Source organism: Acinetobacter sp. YH01010, from assembly GCF_013420775.1.
Classification (GTDB): Bacteria; Pseudomonadota; Gammaproteobacteria; order Pseudomonadales; family Moraxellaceae; genus Acinetobacter; species Acinetobacter amyesii.
In genome coordinates this window covers 26,625-43,408 of the sequence record NZ_VOYF01000001.1, presented here as the reverse complement: position 1 = coordinate 43,408, position 16,784 = coordinate 26,625, and the positions used below count along the sequence as shown (strand labels likewise).

Annotated in this window: 17 protein-coding genes and 1 pseudogene; 11 read left to right on the top strand and 7 right to left on the bottom strand. The window is 39.5% G+C overall.

Going from position 1 to position 16,784, the window contains the following annotated elements:
• Positions 1 to 244: 244 nt before the first annotated feature.
• The 7 genes from thiE (at position 245) to FTT77_RS00220 (ending at position 7,631) form a co-directional block, all read left to right on the top strand.
• Positions 245 to 865 carry a thiamine phosphate synthase gene (thiE, locus tag FTT77_RS00250; protein ID WP_078188828.1) on the top strand — a complete coding sequence of 207 codons (621 nt, stop codon included), beginning with the start codon at positions 245 to 247 and terminating at the stop codon, positions 863 to 865.
• A 35-nt stretch (positions 866 to 900) separates the two neighbouring features.
• Entirely contained in the window at positions 901 to 2,199 is a 1,299-nt protein-coding gene (hemL, locus tag FTT77_RS00245; protein WP_180007291.1) for a glutamate-1-semialdehyde 2,1-aminomutase, read from the top strand.
• Positions 2,200 to 2,302: 103 nt separating this feature from the next.
• Complete coding sequence (locus FTT77_RS00240; RefSeq protein WP_180007290.1) at positions 2,303 to 2,719, top strand: heme-binding protein; 417 nt, start codon at positions 2,303 to 2,305, stop codon at positions 2,717 to 2,719.
• A gap of 499 nt (positions 2,720 to 3,218) precedes the next feature.
• Complete coding sequence (locus tag FTT77_RS00235) at positions 3,219 to 3,656, top strand: I78 family peptidase inhibitor (protein WP_180007289.1); 438 nt, start codon at positions 3,219 to 3,221, stop codon at positions 3,654 to 3,656.
• A gap of 112 nt (positions 3,657 to 3,768) precedes the next feature.
• Positions 3,769 to 4,128 carry a hypothetical protein gene (locus tag FTT77_RS00230; RefSeq protein ID WP_180007288.1) on the top strand — a complete coding sequence of 120 codons (360 nt, stop codon included), beginning with the start codon at positions 3,769 to 3,771 and terminating at the stop codon, positions 4,126 to 4,128.
• A 296-nt stretch (positions 4,129 to 4,424) separates the two neighbouring features.
• Positions 4,425 to 4,694 (top strand): hypothetical protein, encoded by a 270-nt coding sequence (locus FTT77_RS00225; protein ID WP_078193937.1) that lies wholly within the window; start codon positions 4,425 to 4,427, stop codon positions 4,692 to 4,694.
• 297 nt (positions 4,695 to 4,991) lie between these two features.
• Complete coding sequence (locus tag FTT77_RS00220; protein WP_180007287.1) at positions 4,992 to 7,631, top strand: bifunctional aconitate hydratase 2/2-methylisocitrate dehydratase; 2,640 nt, start codon at positions 4,992 to 4,994, stop codon at positions 7,629 to 7,631.
• 218 nt (positions 7,632 to 7,849) lie between these two features.
• On the opposite strand, the gene FTT77_RS00215 is transcribed toward FTT77_RS00220, so the two are convergent.
• Both FTT77_RS00215 and FTT77_RS00210 read right to left on the bottom strand, forming a co-directional pair.
• A complete protein-coding gene (locus tag FTT77_RS00215; RefSeq protein ID WP_227554803.1) occupies positions 7,850 to 8,335 on the bottom strand; it encodes a transposase in 486 nt (161 codons plus the stop codon).
• Positions 8,336 to 8,382: 47 nt separating this feature from the next.
• Positions 8,383 to 8,688 carry an IS630 transposase-related protein gene (locus FTT77_RS00210; protein ID WP_087547287.1) on the bottom strand — a complete coding sequence of 102 codons (306 nt, stop codon included), beginning with the start codon at positions 8,686 to 8,688 and terminating at the stop codon, positions 8,383 to 8,385.
• Positions 8,689 to 8,716: 28 nt separating this feature from the next.
• On the opposite strand from FTT77_RS00210, the gene FTT77_RS00205 reads away from it, so the two are divergent.
• Positions 8,717 to 9,532, top strand: coding sequence for a tetratricopeptide repeat protein (locus FTT77_RS00205; RefSeq protein WP_180108725.1), 816 nt, complete (start codon positions 8,717 to 8,719; stop codon positions 9,530 to 9,532).
• A gap of 26 nt (positions 9,533 to 9,558) precedes the next feature.
• On the opposite strand, the pseudogene FTT77_RS00200 reads toward FTT77_RS00205, so the two are convergent.
• The 5 genes and pseudogenes from FTT77_RS00200 to FTT77_RS00180 all read right to left on the bottom strand — a co-directional run bounded on the left by FTT77_RS00200 (position 9,559) and on the right by FTT77_RS00180 (position 13,830).
• A pseudogene (locus FTT77_RS00200) lies at positions 9,559 to 10,520 on the bottom strand (IS30 family transposase).
• A 418-nt stretch (positions 10,521 to 10,938) separates the two neighbouring features.
• On the bottom strand, positions 10,939 to 12,105 hold the full coding sequence (locus FTT77_RS00195) for a cupin domain-containing protein (RefSeq protein ID WP_180007285.1): 1,167 nt from the start codon (positions 12,103 to 12,105) through the stop codon (positions 10,939 to 10,941).
• A 96-nt stretch (positions 12,106 to 12,201) separates the two neighbouring features.
• On the bottom strand, positions 12,202 to 12,747 hold the full coding sequence (locus FTT77_RS00190) for a hypothetical protein (RefSeq protein ID WP_180108724.1): 546 nt from the start codon (positions 12,745 to 12,747) through the stop codon (positions 12,202 to 12,204).
• Between the two features lie 106 nt (positions 12,748 to 12,853).
• A complete protein-coding gene (locus tag FTT77_RS00185; protein ID WP_180027243.1) occupies positions 12,854 to 13,447 on the bottom strand; it encodes a nucleoside triphosphate pyrophosphatase in 594 nt (197 codons plus the stop codon).
• Positions 13,447 to 13,830, bottom strand: coding sequence for a DUF2237 family protein (locus FTT77_RS00180; RefSeq protein ID WP_078193708.1), 384 nt, complete (start codon positions 13,828 to 13,830; stop codon positions 13,447 to 13,449). The genes FTT77_RS00185 and FTT77_RS00180 overlap by 1 nt, the downstream gene beginning before the upstream one ends.
• Positions 13,831 to 13,970: 140 nt before the next feature.
• On the opposite strand from FTT77_RS00180, the gene FTT77_RS00175 reads away from it, so the two are divergent.
• The 3 genes from FTT77_RS00175 (at position 13,971) to fba (ending at position 16,744) form a co-directional block, all read left to right on the top strand.
• Positions 13,971 to 15,158, top strand: a complete 1,188-nt coding sequence (locus tag FTT77_RS00175) for a phosphoglycerate kinase (RefSeq protein ID WP_180108723.1) — start codon at positions 13,971 to 13,973, stop codon at positions 15,156 to 15,158.
• A gap of 150 nt (positions 15,159 to 15,308) precedes the next feature.
• On the top strand, positions 15,309 to 15,584 hold the full coding sequence (locus tag FTT77_RS00170; RefSeq protein ID WP_078193510.1) for a hypothetical protein: 276 nt from the start codon (positions 15,309 to 15,311) through the stop codon (positions 15,582 to 15,584).
• A gap of 122 nt (positions 15,585 to 15,706) precedes the next feature.
• Complete coding sequence (fba, locus tag FTT77_RS00165; protein ID WP_078188695.1) at positions 15,707 to 16,744, top strand: class II fructose-bisphosphate aldolase; 1,038 nt, start codon at positions 15,707 to 15,709, stop codon at positions 16,742 to 16,744.
• Positions 16,745 to 16,784 lie beyond the last annotated feature (40 nt).

Here is a 16,784-nt window from a genome sequence, read left to right as displayed (position 1 = left end):
TATGCGCTGCGTTTTGTGTTCTTCTGTTGCAGTATTAAATAATTTGTATCAGTTTTGTTCTATACCTGAAAATAGGTATTTTTTGCCATTTTCTACAGAAAATTCAATTAAACATTTATATAAGCAGTCCTGTGAAAAGGAATATAACTTTCTCAGCGGCAAAGCATTAAAATTTTATGCCCCAAGCAACATTTCATAGACCTAATCGTTATAATATTCAAAAGTTTTAAGTTGTGATTGAACTATGCGTGGTTTATACCTCATTACCAATGATGATCCTATCGAATTGCTTTTAGCCAAACTCGAAGGCGCGATGGCAACTTATGAAGTTGCTGTTTTGCAATATCGCCGTAAAAAAGTGGCAAAGGAAGATCAGGCTTATGAAATTGAATACATGAAAAATATGTGTAATCAATACAAAGTGCCTTTTGTTATTAATGACGATTTAGAAACTGCAGTTCAATATGGTGTGGGTGTACATTTAGGGCAAGATGACGGTTCAATTGCTGAAGCTGTAGCACGTTTACCTAAAAATGTTTTGATCGGTCGAAGCTGTAATAATTCTTTAGAACTGGCTGAGCAGGCGATTGCAGACGGTGCAAACTATGTGGCTTTTGGCGCCATTTTTGCGACTGAAACTAAGCCTGAAGCAGGCAATATTGGCTTAGAAACGCTAAAACAAGCCAAAGCGAAACTAAATGTACCTATTTGTGCAATTGGTGGTTTAACTGTAGAAAATTCTGCTGAAGTGATTGAAGCGGGTGCTGATCTTTGTGCTGTGATTAGTGATGTATTAGGTCGTTCAATGTCTGCTGTAAGCAGTCGTGTTTATGAATGGTCTGAGCTTTTTGCTGAACAAGCTTAATTTTATTTTTTAGATTGAATAAGTAGAGAATTTTTATGAGCTTATCTGCTAAGCAAGAACAATTATTTAAACAAGCCAGCAAGCATATTCCTGGCGGCGTAAACTCTCCTGTACGCGCATTTAATGGTGTAGGCGGTACACCGGTATTTATCGAAAAAGCGCAAGGCGCATATCTCTATGACGTAGACGGAAAACGCTATGTCGACTATGTCGGCTCTTGGGGCCCAATGATTTTAGGTCATGCGCAGCCCGACATTATTAAAGCGGTTCAAGAAGCGGCTGTTGATGGTTTAAGTTTTGGTGCGCCAACCGTTCATGAAACGACTTTGGCGGATATTATTTGCGAAATTATGCCGTCTATTGAATTGGTTCGTATGACTAATTCAGGGACTGAAGCGACTATGACAGCCATTCGTCTTGCTCGTGGCTATACCGGCCGTGACAAGATTGTAAAATTTGAAGGTTGCTACCACGGTCACTCAGATTCACTCTTGGTTAAAGCGGGTTCAGGCTTGTTGACAAAGGGTGAGGGTGAAGCAACTTCTGCAGGTGTTCCAGCTGATTTCGCTAAACATACCTTAACACTGCCGTATAACGATATTGCGATGCTTAAAGAATGCTTTGCAAAATTCGGTTCAGAAATTGCAGGTGTAATTGTCGAGCCAGTTGCAGGCAACATGAACTTGGTGAAACCTATAGAGGGTTTCTTGCAAGCAATTCGCGATGTGTGTGATGAGCATGGTTCGGTCTTTATCATTGATGAAGTAATGACAGGTTTCCGTGTCGGTCTTGGCGGTGCGCAAGCACATTATGGCGTAACACCTGATTTAACCACGTTGGGTAAAATTATTGGTGCTGGCCTGCCAGTTGGCGCATTTGGGGGTAAACGCGAAGTGATGGAATGCATTGCACCACTGGGCAAGGTCTATCAAGCAGGTACATTGTCTGGTAACCCATTGGCTATGCGTGCCGGTATTGAGATGTTTAAACATTTGCGTCAGCCGGGCTTCTATGAAACTTTGACTGAAAAATTGGCAGGTTTGCTTGCTGGTTTACAGGCAGCTGCAGACGAAGCGGGCATTCCGTTCTTTACGCAGCAAGTGGGCGGCATGTTCGGTATTTATTTCACTGATCAAACTGAAATCACCGGTTTTGATTCAATTCTGAAATGTGATGTAGATGCTTTCCGTACTTTCTTCCACGGTATGTTACAGCGCGGTGTAAACTTAGCACCTTCAGCATTTGAAGCAGGTTTCTTCTCAAGCGCGCATAGCGATGAAGATATTGCATTTACCATTGAAATGGCGAAAGAAGTTTTTGCCAAAATGAAGTAATTTTCATTTAAATTGGTAAATTCTGCTTTAGAATAAAGCCCGCAGCCTGCTGTGGGCTTTTTTTGTTGTTTTAAGTTCAGTTTTTTAAGAGAAGGATTTTTAAATGAAAACCAAGCATTATTTAACTTTGGCAGATGCAGAATTTTTACTAAACACAGCACATGCTTATGCAGTCGAAAATGGTTTTAATGTCAGCATTGCGGTTACGGATGAGACAGGCAATTTGTTAGCGATGAAACGCATGGATGGTGCATCGCCAATGACAGCAAACCTATGCTTAGAAAAAGCCAAATGTTCTGCGATTAGCCGCCGTCCTTCAAAACTTTTTGAAGACATTATTAAAGGCGGTCAAATGGGCTTTCTGACCATGGATACCTTTTCAGGCATGCTGGAAGGCGGTGAGCCGATTATGTATGAAGGGCAGTTGGTTGGTGCAATGGGCGTGTCTGGCGTAAAGTCTTTTCAGGATGCTGAAATTGCACAGCAGGCGATTCAAGCTTTTTTAGCGCAGCAAAACTAAATATTGTGAGCGTAATAGATACTTCAGTCTTGTCGAAATCATTGGCCTTAATATATTTTGGTTTAGATGTCGATAAATCTCGGTCATAGCATTAAGTCGAAAAAAATCTAAGATTGAGCTGAAATATTAAGCATGTTAGTAACTTATGTATAACTTTGTTGAAGTAAGATTATATCTTACTCAATTAATAGACCTCTTTTATAAGTCATTTTTACGCAGTTCCAAATTATAGATTCCAGCAATTAAATAGAATCTCTATCCTAGTTTGTTACCCCGACAACGTTCAGCAATGGTTTTTAACGGGTTTCATAACCCAATACAGCTTAATCCTTTATTCTTCTTTCATGGATTTCCTAATTATTGAACAATGGATGTGTTGTTGCCCAATTTGGATATCACACCCAATCACAGAAAAAGAGTGCTTGCTAAAAACTGCAATAAACAACTCGTTTATTTACCACAAACTTGATAAGTTAAATTTTTATATTCAGAAATAGACATGATGAAAAATATATGGATTTTAGTTGCACTGACAGCACTTATGGCGGGTTGTAGCACAACACAGCAAACTGAAAATATGCCAGAAAAAATTGGTATAGCAAATCCAGCCAGCCAATATTGTGTAGAGCAAAAAGGTAAACTTGAGATTCGTGATGAAGCAAATGGTCAGGTGGGGTATTGCCATCTGCCAAACGGGCAAGTGGTTGAAGAATGGGCATTATTCCGTAGTAGTCAGACCCAATGTGTACCTGAAAAGGCCAACACTCTGATTGGTCAAGCAAAATTGACAGAAGATCAGATCAAGGCGATTAGCCAAGCTCAAATTGTCCGTCTAGTCAAACCTGGGCAGCCTGTGACAATGGATTATCGTGTAGAGCGCGTAACTGTTACTGTAAATCCAATCAATCAAAAGATTATTCAAGCAACTTGTGGTTAATGCAAACTTATAAAAAAGGCCCGAAAGGGCTTTTTTTGTTTGTTCGGTTGCGACTAATTTAAATGACAAATCCATTACGATCTTTTATATTGCCCCTCGTAAGGAGAAGTTCATGAAAAAGTTATTTGCTTTATCCGTTATGGTGGCTTTGGTCGGCTGTGCTGAAAAAAAACCATTAACCCCTGAAGAGCAGTGGCAGGGTTACTGCCGCAGTGTAGGTAATGCTGCACGTACGATTATGTTAGATCGTCAAAATGCAATTGAAAAAGACAAAGCAGTTGAGCATGCCAACAAAATTGAGGATGAAACCACCAAAGGATTTATCCTGAACATCATTGATGAAGTTTATGCCTTGCCGCAAGCTGAGATTAATACTGATGTTGAAACAGCACGTGAAAAAATTCGTGCTGAGTTTACTGAAAAATGTATCGCAACACCGCATACCGAAATGCCAGATTATAAACCGTTCTAAGGAACGGTTTTTTATGCGAGAAAGCGCGTAAAGCAAAACCTAAAGGCTCTATTCAGCAGTGAGTAGTTACAACAGGGCAACTATCCGTTGTTTAGCCATATGATGGAGTTCATGCTTATTTTGCGAATGCATATTTATCTTCGGGTTACTTTGAATATGAGATGCTTAAAGATTTTAAAATAGCCTAAGCAGAGCGGAATACAAATTGTGACAACTTGCTAAATCATAAATATAGAAAAGCAAATCTTTTTAATGAATAATGAAATGGAGAATAAAAAACAGTAGAGGAGCAGAATATGGACGTTATAGGTTATATGCATCACTCAGATCTACTCCTAGAAGATGAACAAGGCGTAGCAATTATCGGTGGTGGGAACTACGTGCTCAGCATTGGAGATAAAGTCACATTACGCCAAAAAATAGATGAATTTTCTCAACGCTATTTGGTCGATATCAGCTTTGCAAGTAATCAACATCAAACCACATGTCAGGACGAATGGTGCCTCAGATTTACAGGCGATCGAGCGGAACTTCAGCAATATATCACTGCAACCACTGTCCACTAAGGTGGAATATCCAATACTGATAAAAACAGGCAACATTTAGTTGCCTGTTTTTTGATGGTTAATTTTAGTCAAAAGTTAATATGCGCAAGAAAAGCGTGTTCTAAGTATTGATTTTGCTTAATGTATAAACGATATGAGGATCATTTATTTATAAAATAACGGGCATCACGAAGAAACACTTGTAGTGCATTAACTTTTAACTGGAATTTTAGTAAAATTTAGCAGTCCATATTATTTGCGTAGCTTTATTTAAAGCAGGAATGCGTAAATAATTTTTTAAAAAAGAGGAATAACACCGTGCTAGAAGCTTACCGCCAACACGTTGAAGAACGTGCCGCACTCGGAGTCCCACCGAAGCCACTTGACGATGCTCAAACAGCTGCATTAGTTGAATTATTAAAAAACCCACCAGCTGGCGAAGAAGCATTTTTAGTTGATTTACTAGAAAACCGTGTTCCAGCGGGTGTTGACCAAGCTGCATACGTTAAAGCTGCTTTCTTAGCTGCTTTGGCAAAAGGTGAAGCGACTTCTCCACTAGTAACTAAAGAACGTGCGGTTTACCTACTAGGTACTATGCTTGGTGGTTATAACGTTGCTCCTTTAGTTGCACTTCTTGATGATGCAGAGCTTGCTGAATTAGCTGCTGACGCACTTAAGAAAACTCTTCTTGTATTTGATGCGTTCCACGACGTTGCTGATAAAGCAAAAGCGGGCAATGCGAATGCACAAGCAGTTATGCAATCTTGGGCAGATGCTGAATGGTTCACTAGCCGTAAAGACGTTCCTGAAGAAATCAAACTTACAGTTTTCAAAGTAACTGGCGAAACGAACACAGACGACTTGTCACCTGCACAAGACGCGTGGAGCCGTCCAGACATTCCGTTACATGCTAACGCAATGCTTAAAAACGTACGTGACGGTATCAATCCAGAAGTTCCTGGCGAAGTTGGTCCACTTAGCCAAATCAAAGAGCTTATCGCGAAAGGCAACCAAGTTGCTTACGTAGGTGACGTTGTTGGTACTGGTTCTTCTCGTAAGTCAGCAACTAACTCTGTACTTTGGTTCTTTGGTGACGAAATTGCTCACATTCCGAACAAAAAAGACGGTGGTTATTGCTTAGGTTCTAAAATCGCTCCGATTTTCTTCAACACTATGGAAGATGCTGGTGCATTGCCAGTAGAAATCGATGTTCAAAACATGAACATGGGCGACGAAATCACGCTTAAAATCGACCACGCTGCTGCTAAAGTAACGGCGTTCAAAGACGGCGTTCAAATCGCTGAATCTGAACTTAAAACTCCAGTTCTTTTAGATGAAGTACGTGCTGGTGGCCGTATCAACCTTATCGTTGGTCGTGGTTTAACAACTAAAGCTCGTGAAGCTCTTGGTCTTGCACCTTCAACTTTATTCCGTACTCCAGTTCAACCTGCAGCTACTGGTAAAGGCTTCACTCAAGCTCAAAAAATGGTTGGTCGCGCTTGTGGTCTTCCTGAAGGTCAAGGTGTACTTCCAGGTACTTACTGTGAACCTAAGATGACTACTGTTGGTTCTCAAGATACAACAGGTCCAATGACTCGTGACGAACTTAAAGATCTTGCTTGCCTAGGCTTCTCTGCTGACCTAGTTATGCAATCTTTCTGTCATACAGCTGCGTATCCAAAACCAGTTGACGTTCAAATGCAGCACACGCTTCCTGATTTCATTATGAACCGTGGTGGTGTTTCTCTACGTCCAGGTGATGGTATTATCCACTCTTGGTTAAACCGTATGCTTCTTCCAGATACAGTTGGTACTGGTGGTGACTCGCATACTCGTTTCCCAATCGGTATTTCATTCCCAGCGGGTTCTGGTCTTGTAGCGTTTGCTGCTGCAACTGGCGTTATGCCACTAGACATGCCTGAGTCTGTTCTTGTTAAGTTCAAAGGTAAAATGCAACCTGGTATCACTCTACGTGACCTAGTACATGCGATTCCTTACGTTGCGATCCAAGAAGGCGACTTAACTGTAGAGAAAAAAGGTAAGAAGAACATCTTCTCTGGCCGTATCCTTGAGATCGACCTTACAGAAATGGAAACTGACCTTACTGTTGAGCAAGCGTTCGAACTTTCTGACGCTTCTGCTGAACGTTCAGCTGCTGGTTGTTCTATCACGCTTTCTGAAGAGAAAGTTGCTGAATACCTTAAATCAAACATTACTATGTTGAAATGGATGATTTCTGAAGGTTATGGCGATGCTCGTACTATGGCGCGCCGTGTAGAAAACATGGAGAAATGGTTAGCGAACCCAAGCCTAATCAAAGCAGATCCAGATGCTGAATACACTAAAGTGTATGAAATTGACCTTTCTACAATTACTGAACCAGTTCTTTGCTGCCCGAACGACCCAGATGACGCTAAATTGCTTTCTGACGTTGCTGGTACAAAAATTGACGAAGTATTCGTTGGTTCATGTATGACTAACATTGGTCACTTCCGTGCGGCTGGTAAACTTCTAGACAAAGTTCCTGGTGGTTCTTTATCTACTCGTCTATGGTTGGCTCCTCCAACTCGTATGGACGAACGTCAATTGATGGAAGAAGGTTTCTACAACATCTATGGTAAAGCTGGCGCTCGTACAGAAATGCCAGGTTGTTCATTATGTATGGGTAACCAAGCACGTGTAGCTCCGAACACTACTTGTGTATCGACTTCTACTCGTAACTTCCCGAACCGTCTAGGTCAAGGTGCGAACGTTTACTTAGCTTCTGCTGAGCTTGCTTCTGTTGCTGCTGTACTTGGTAAATTACCAACTCCAGCTGAGTACCAAGAATACGCAGCTCAAATTGATAGCATGTCTGCTGACATCTACCAATACTTAAGCTTCGACAAAATGAGCGACTATACTGACGCTTCTAAAGATGTTGATACTAAGAAAATTGCTGCTGCTCAATTGTCTTAATTGATTAAGTAGTTGAAAATAAGGGCTGATTTATCAGCCCTTATTTTATTATTAAAAGTATATTGCGAATTTTATACGTGTTTAAATTTGATTAATTAGAATATTGTAAGTTTAATCTGTTATTAGGTTTAAACGACTTTTATAAAATATTAAGAAATAAGTGATATTGAATTCACGGATTAGTTATGAACTTTAGATTATATTTTTTACCTTTATAGCTAAATACCAAATAAATCATTACAGTAATCTTTAAATAATTTATCAATATCTTTAACTCTAAACTTAGTTCGAATCGCCTTGACTCGTGACCACATATTTTCTATTGGATTTAAATCTGGACTATATTTAGGAAGCCACACAATGTAATGGCCTGCACAACGTATCAACTCCTGAAGTCTTTTCCCTTTGTGAAAGGTCGCATTGTCCATAATCAAAACACTGCTTTCTTTCAACTTAGGTAATAAATCCTGTTCAATCCAACATTCAAATACTTCTGTATTCACAGAACAATTAAACACACCAACTGTCAACAATCTATTTTCAATGATTGCACCGATCGCATTACTGCAATTCTTCAACTGCCAGTTAAATTCACCTTCAGCACGTGTTCCTTGAAGGCTATAACTATGAGTTCTGGTACTTTCACTTTGAAAACCACTTTCATCTATGTAAATCAGAGGCAATTTCCCTTCTAAACACTCTATGAGATTTTGAAATTGCTGACGTTGATTTTGATCTGCTTTAGGATGCTTTAACGTCTTTTTTTACGCGATATTCCTGCGGCATGTAACGCATTAAATACCGCATGAGTGCTTACTCCTAAACGTTCAGCTCGCTCATACTGATAATCATCAGGATATTGTTCAACATCCTTTAATATTTGCTCTCTGCTAATTTTAGCTGGACGGCCAGGAATAGGTTTGTTTGTAGTGGACTTTTTCCAGTTCTGAATCGTCTGTATACAGATGTTAAAATGCTGTGCTGCTTTTCGCACAGACATTTCATCTCGAATCATAATTTCTATGACTTTATCTTTAAAATCTTTTGAATATCCCATATCTCTATTGTTCTATAGTTTTTAGGATTTGGCTATAGTTATAGTATTTTTTTTAAGCTCTTGTTCATCAAGCTCATCTGAACCATTAATTTTATCCGAACAGCAAGAAAAAAATATTTTGAATGAGTATAAAGGTCTGCTTGAAAAGAAAAAGTATGAAAAAGCATATAAAAAATTATTAACTTTAGAAAACGTAAATAATATTAGTAGTTATGCTAAAAATGAGCTTGGGAATTTTTATGAGAATGGAATTTATGTCGATAAAAATTTAGATTCTGCATTAAAATATTATGCTGAAGCTGGAAATGAAAATTATATTCCAGCTATTTATAATGTAGGAAGAGTTCGATTAGAGCAAGGATATTATACAGAAGCAGCATCAATTTTTAAGGAGATTGAAAATGATAATTTCGCGCCAGCCTTTAATTTAATAGGTGTGATGTATAATTATGGCTATGGTTATGATGTAGATTTAGAAAAGGCACTGAAATATTATAAGAAGGCTGCTTTGCTAGGTAATCCAGATGCGCAGTTTAATATTGGGCAAATGTATTTTGAAGGAATAGGGGTTAATAAGGATTTTAAGGCGGCTTTCAAGTGGTACACTTTATCGGCAAATCAAAATTATTCTCTAGCGGAGATCCAATTAGCAACATTATATTTTAAAGGGTATGGTGTGGGAGCTAATATTAATACAGCTATTGAAATAATAAAACCATTAGCAATAAATGGGAACCCTGATGCTATTTACAACTTAAGACTTTATTATAAAAAACTAAATAATTCAAAAGATTATGAATACTGGGATAAAGTATGTAAAAAAAACCATGATTGTGATATTTGACTTTAAATTTTTTTAAAATGGCGGATTCAAGCAGCAAGTGCAACAGTATAAAAACCAGCCATAACTTCACTCGGTGTATACCAACCTAGTGTTTTTCTAGGACGATGGTTGAGTGCAAATTCTATCTGCTCTATTTGTTCGTTTGACACGTCATCAAACGATGATGATTTTGGCAGATATTGACGGATTAAACCATTCGTATTTTCATTTCTAGCTCGCTGAATAGACTTGTAAGGGTCAGCGAAATACGCCTCTATGCCGGTATCAGTAATTCTTTTGTGTTCGGAAAATTCTTTGCCATTATCAAATGTCACGCTATAAGCATGGCTCATTCGTAAACGATCTAATGCATAAGTAATCGTTTGAGGGGATGCTCTCGTTGGCCCTAAATGAACAATATGTACGTACAGGCTCTTTCGATCAACGAGAGTTAATAAAGCACCTTTATGATGCTTACCAATCACCGTGTCACCTTCGAAATCTCCTAAACGTTGTCGTTATCAATGACCTCATCTCGGCAATGAATACTTGTTTTATCAATGATTTGACCCCTACGATCCGTGTTTTTGTAACCTCGTTTTCGATATTTCTTCTGATGCCTTAAGTGTAGATGGAGTTTACCGCCTTTTGATTTATCTTGATAAATGTACTGGTAAATCCATTCATGTGAAGGTGCATCCAGCCAACTGCGTTGTGTTAAAGCACCTGAAATTTGTTCTGGTGACCAGTCCAAGCCAATCAAATAATCAATATACGCGAAGGCAAATGCTGTCATTGATGATGAAGGACGGTACCGTCTTTGACTTGCAAATTTAGCTGCCTGTTGAGCCCTATATCCACGTTGCCCAGTATTTCTTTTTAATTCACGGTAGATGGTTGATCGTGAACGCCCTAGCTCCCGAGCAAGGGTAGTGATTGAACTTTTACTTTTCAAAGTAGCATAAATTTTGTATCTTTCATCTTGAGAAAGTTGGGTGTATTTCTTCATTGTGTGCTTTCCAATTGCGAGTTGAAAAAGTCTAATGATTCTATGAATACATCTAACTTTTTCAACTAACTACAAATGTGTCGCACTTGGGATTTGAATCTGCGATGAATAATGACTTAAACTTTGAAAATATGTGCCTTTTTTCTTGTCACCATAGCTTCGCTTTTGTTTTTAGGCTTTTATATTTGAATTCCGATGGTATCTACGATCACCACATTCTAGTCTATGTCTTCACCTTAAATACAGCGTGATGCGCTATCTTTGGTTTATTGGATTGGTGTTATTGATTGTATGGGTTTATCGCGTCATCGTGGAGAAAAAAGCCGATCAAGTCGAAGATTTTTTAAATCGTAGAAAGCGAAAATAATGCTATTCAGTAGCATAAAAAGGGAGCGTGACGCTCCCTTTTTTATTGATTTTATTCAGCTTCTGTTGGGACGAGCATGAGTACAGATTCATTTAATAGCATGGCAATATCTTCTAAAATATCAGCATCATATAAAGATTCGTCTAGCGCTAGACTTTGACCATCGGCAATGGTTTTTAAATGCAATGCAAATTCGTCTGAGATACAGATTCCTTCACCATTTGCCCAAAACAAAATATCACCATCTTGCTCTGTGTAAAGTAAGCGTGAAGCAGGTTCTAACATGAGTTGATAGCCTTGATCTAGAGCTTCCTCTAAATCATCAGTGCCGATTTCTTCTGCTTCAGGAATATTGTCAGGATATTTAGGTTCTGACATTAAGCTCATGATTGCATCTTCAAGTACGGTTGAATTTTGCAATTGTTCAAATAACTTTTCTTTTAAATACTCAAGTTCATTTTCAGTCACTTGGCCAATCGCACTGATTTGGTCACGTAAAATGTCAGTTAATGGATTTTTAAGTAGAGGATTGTCTGTGAATTTGTCTGTCACTCGATCCATCATTTCAGTGACATTTGGCATGCGGAAGCCAAATGAATACGTCAGACATTCATCTTCAGCTACGCCATAGTGTGATAGGCCTGGTGGTACATAAAGTAAGTCGCCGGGAGCAAGCACTTCATCAAAATGAACGTCCATTTCTGGCAGTAAGCGAAGCGGTTGACCTTCGACAAATGAAGTATCGGCATCACACATCTGACCTAATTGCCAACGGCGGTGACCATAGCCTTGTACGAGGAATACATCATAAAAATCAAAATGTTGCCCGACAGAGCCACCTTTTTGTGCATATGACACCATGATGTCATCACGACGCCATTGCGGAATAAATGAAAACTGCTTCCAAAGCTCTGCTAGGTCAAAAGAATAATGATCGACAGCTTGAACCAATAAAGTCCACAGTTTCGGCATTTTTTGAAAATCGGCTTTAAGTAGTGGAGAAGATTTCACTGTCCATTGGTTAGGATCACGATCTTTTTGTTTGATGAGACGTGCAGTGACATTGTCTTCTAAAGCCAATTCAAGAACGTCTTTCGGTTCAAGTATTTGGGCAATTTCAGGGAGTGCATTACGAACCAATAATGGTTTTTTTTGCCAATATTCGGCAAGGAATTGTTCAGCGCTTATGCCGCCGAGGATGTCAAGAGAATGAGCCATAGCTAAATACATACAATTTTAATGGATATATTGTCCCTTGAGATTCCTGTTTTTAGCAAGGCTCTATTTCATTAAATTATTTCGATTAGCTTGAGACTATTTTAAAGGATTGTTTTTGAGATATTGCATGACTAATTTTTCAACTTCCAAATCATAGCTATTGGCAGCAGCCGTTGTCGCTGAAAATTTCATGAATTGCTCAAAATGTGCATTGGTGTCAATTTTAGTATTTTCTTTGTCAGACATTAATTTGAAATGATTCGGCATGACTTTTGCCATCATTTCAACATTTTCGGTTTGTAGTTTTAGAAGTTTTTTCACTTCAACTGTTTGTGGTTGAATGCTTTCAAATTTTTGTTTGCCTAGAGCAACCAGTTTATTGATTTGTTGTTCTGGCGTGCTACTACCACCGGTTTTGGTTTTAGTCCCTAGCTGTTGAATGATTTGCTCCTGCATTGCAGCGCCTTGTTGTTCTAATTCAGCAAAGATAAATTTATATTGAACCCATTCATTGACTAAGTTTTTATTGTATTGCTGAGAGTTGGTCACAGTTTGATTCACTGTATTGGTATGACCGTTTGTCGAACAAAATAGAAGGCTAATGCTAATGAGGCTAGATGAAATTAAATTAAACGTTTTCATGTTTTCAGTTCTTGGTTGTAATAAATAAGTAAGTGACTTTTTAATCATTAGCCCATAAAGAGCTAATGATGTGTTTATTATGCTGTAACAGATAAAGATTTTAAAATTATGGGACTAAGATCTTAAGCTCACGCAAAATATTGCAGAGTTTAATCATCGGCATACCCATGAGTGTGGTTTGGTCTTGCCCGATCATTTCTTCAAATAAGCTAATCCCTAAACTTTCACATTTAAAACTGCCAGCGCAGTGTAGCGGCTGTTCAACCTGAACATAACGTTCAATTTCAGGCAAACTAAGTTTGCGAAATTTCACTTTATAGTGCTCGACAAGGGTTTGTTCAAAACCTGTTGATTTTTGTTGGACACTGAGTGCTGTACTGAAATAAACGATTTTGTCTGAATTGGCTTGAAGCTGCTTGATGGCTTTTTCATCGCAAAGCGGTTTACCAATAAAAATATCTGGTGCGCCTTCGCGCCATGCGACTTGGTCAGAACCAATCACAATTGCGTCTGGGTGCTGGTTTGCAATCGCAGAAGCTTTTTCAAATGCCAGTCGCTTCGCTAACTCATCGGCATGGTTTTCACCGCGAGGTGTTTCGTCTATATCTGGTACGATTGAGTGGTAATCAATCCGTAAACGGTCCATCAGGTCTTTACGGGTTTGGCTGCTCGAAGCCAAAATGATTTTGGGAGTACTCATTACACTGCATATTCCATAAGTACATCAAGCGGTACATAAGACAGCACCGCTTGGTGACACGCTTGTATTTTAATAGGTGGGGCAAATCCTTCTTGATACGCTTCCACCCAGCGAGTCACACAGATACACCAGAAGTCACCAGGTTGTAGTCCTGGAAAACCAACTTCGGGTAAGGGTGTGATTAGGTCATTGCCAACTTTTTGGGAAAAGTTTAAAAATTCAGATGTCATTTGTGCACACATCGTATGCTGACCAAGGTCTGTTGTTGCTGTATGGCAAAAGCCATTTCTAAAATATCCGGTAATCGGATCAAAACAACAGCTTGCCAAGGGTTCGCCTAAAACATTTAAACGATTAATATTTGGGTCTGGATGAATCGACATAAGCGCTGAATCTTTATAAGGCTTTTCGCTATCATAACAAAACTTTGGCTCTACATAGCTTTTCTGCAAAAGAAGCTAACGTTTTTCTGCATAATCATTTAAAATCGTCGCGTTTTGATATCAATAAAAGAGAGTAATGCATGAACTTTCAGCGTATGACTGACCTAGATTTGGCGGGTAAACGTGTTCTGATCCGTGAAGATCTTAACGTACCAGTTAAAAATGGCGTGATTACAAGCGATGCACGTTTACGTGCGGCGTTGCCAACAATTAAAGCAGCTGTAGAAAAAGGTGCTGCTGTAATGGTGTATTCACACTTAGGTCGTCCTGTTGAAGGTGAGCCTAAAGCAGAACAGTCTCTAGCACCTGTAGCCGCTTATTTAACAGACGCTTTGGGTCAAGACGTTCAACTGATCACTGACTATTTGGACGGTGTTGACGTTGCGCCAGGTCAAGTGGTTTTACTTGAAAACTGCCGTTTCAATGTAGGTGAAAAGAAAAACAATCCTGAATTATCTGCTAAATATGCAGCACTTTGTGATGTCTACGTTATGGATGCATTTGGTACGGCTCACCGTGCAGAAGCATCGACTGAAGGCGTAGCACGTTGTGCAAAAGTGGCTGCTGCAGGTCCTTTACTTGCTGCTGAGCTTGATGCGCTAGGTCGTGCACTTAAAACTCCTGCAAAACCAATGGTTGCGATTGTTGCAGGCTCAAAAGTTTCTACTAAATTAGATGTATTAACTTCACTATCTGACATCTGTGATCAATTGATCGTGGGTGGTGGTATTGCCAATACATTCTTAGCTGCTGCGGGCTTTAATGTTGGTAAATCACTTTGTGAAAATGACCTGATCGACACAGCAAAAGCCATTGCTGCAAAAGTATCTGTACCACTTCCAACAGATGTTGTTGTTGCTGATGCTGCTGAAATTGATTTTGCTGACTTCCTTGGTTCATTAGCTGCTGCAAAAGCTGTTGTGAAAAAAGTTGAAGATGTAACAGACAACGACATGATTTTGGATGTGGGCCCTGAAACTGCAAAAGCATTTGCAGAAATCTTGAAAACTTCAAAAACTATTCTATGGAATGGTCCAGTAGGTGTGTTTGAAGTTGATCAATTCGGCGAAGGCACCAAAGCATTGTCTTTAGCGATTGCAGAATCTGAAGGCTTCTCGATCGCGGGTGGTGGTGACACGCTTGCTGCAATTGATAAATATCAAGTTGCAGACAATATTGGTTACATCTCGACTGGTGGTGGTGCTTTCCTTGAATTCGTTGAAGGTAAAACTCTTCCTGCTGTAGCAGCGCTTATCGAACGTGCTTAATTTAGTATTATCAATAAGATAGTACAGTATTAAAAAAGGTTGGCTTCGGTCAGCCTTTTTTATCGCCCATTCATTTTGCCGTCATCAAAGTGCAATATTTCTGCAATAAAATTCATCGCAACACCTAATTCGCAGTAGTAGGAAACAACGATGAACTTAAAACTTGCACTTGCTGTACTTTTAATCGCACCATTAACTTTGACAGCTTGTGCTAAAAAAGAGTCCGCACCAACGGAATCAGAAGCATCTGCTGTTGCCGTAGACAATGCTCAAACAACGCCAGAACAACAAAAAGCCATTGATGAACTTGATAAGCCAGTATTGGATGAAAAGAACCAAGATGTTCCTGCTGAAATTGCAAATGCACCTGCAGACGAAGCAACAGCTGACGCTGAAACAGCCGCTTCAGCAGCAGCAGCTCACTAAGATTGTTGTCTTTATTTAAAAAGTCCCTGCAAATGCAGGGATTTTTTTTTAAATAGTGTTATTTGTTGCTGAATTGAAATGATTGAGCATGTAGAATATGCGGCATTACCTGGGAGGATATTATGGCTCTTATTTCATTGCGCCAGCTCTTGGATCACGCCGGCGAACATGCTTACGGCGTACCAGCATTCAACGTAAACAACTTAGAACAAATGCGTGCAATTATGCTTGCAGCAGATGCAACAAATTCACCTGTAATTGTACAAGCATCTGCGGGTGCACGTAAGTATGCAGGCGCTCCGTTCTTGCGTCATTTGATTTTGGCAGCAATCGAAGAATGGCCACATATTCCTGTGGTTATGCACCAAGACCATGGTACTAGCCCTGATGTATGTCAACGTTCTATTCAACTTGGCTTCTCATCAGTGATGATGGACGGTTCTTTAGGTGAAGACGGTAAAACGCCAACTTCATACGAATACAACGTAGACGTGACTCGTCGTACTGTTCAAATGGCACATGCGTGTGGCGTTTCAGTAGAGGGCGAAATCGGTTGTTTAGGTAGCCTTGAAACTGGTATGGCTGGCGAAGAAGATGGTGTAGGCGCTGAAGGCGTACTTGACCATTCTCAGCTTTTAACTTCAGTTGAAGAAGCGCGTTCATTTGTAGCAGATACCAATGTTGACGCACTTGCAATTGCAGTGGGTACTTCACACGGTGCGTACAAATTTACTCGTCCACCTACAGGTGACATCTTAGCGATTGACCGTATTAAAGAAATTCACGCTGCGTTACCAAATACGCATCTTGTAATGCACGGTTCAAGCTCTGTGCCACAAGAATGGTTGGCTGTAATTAATGAATTCGGTGGTAACATCGGCGAAACTTACGGTGTTCCAGTAGAGCAACTTGTAGACGCAATCAAACACGGTGTTCGTAAAATTAACATCGATACTGACTTACGTCTTGCATCTACAGGTGCTATGCGCCGTATGATGGCTGAAAAACCAGCTGAATTTGACCCACGTAAATTCTTCTCTGCAACTGTTGATGCAATGAAACAAATTTGTATCGATCGTTATGAAGCATTTGGTACAGCGGGTAATGCTGACAAGATTCGTCCAATTTCTTTAGAGAAAATGGTGAGTCACTATAAATAATTTGTCTTGAGATAGATTATTTTTGAAGAAAAGCCCACAA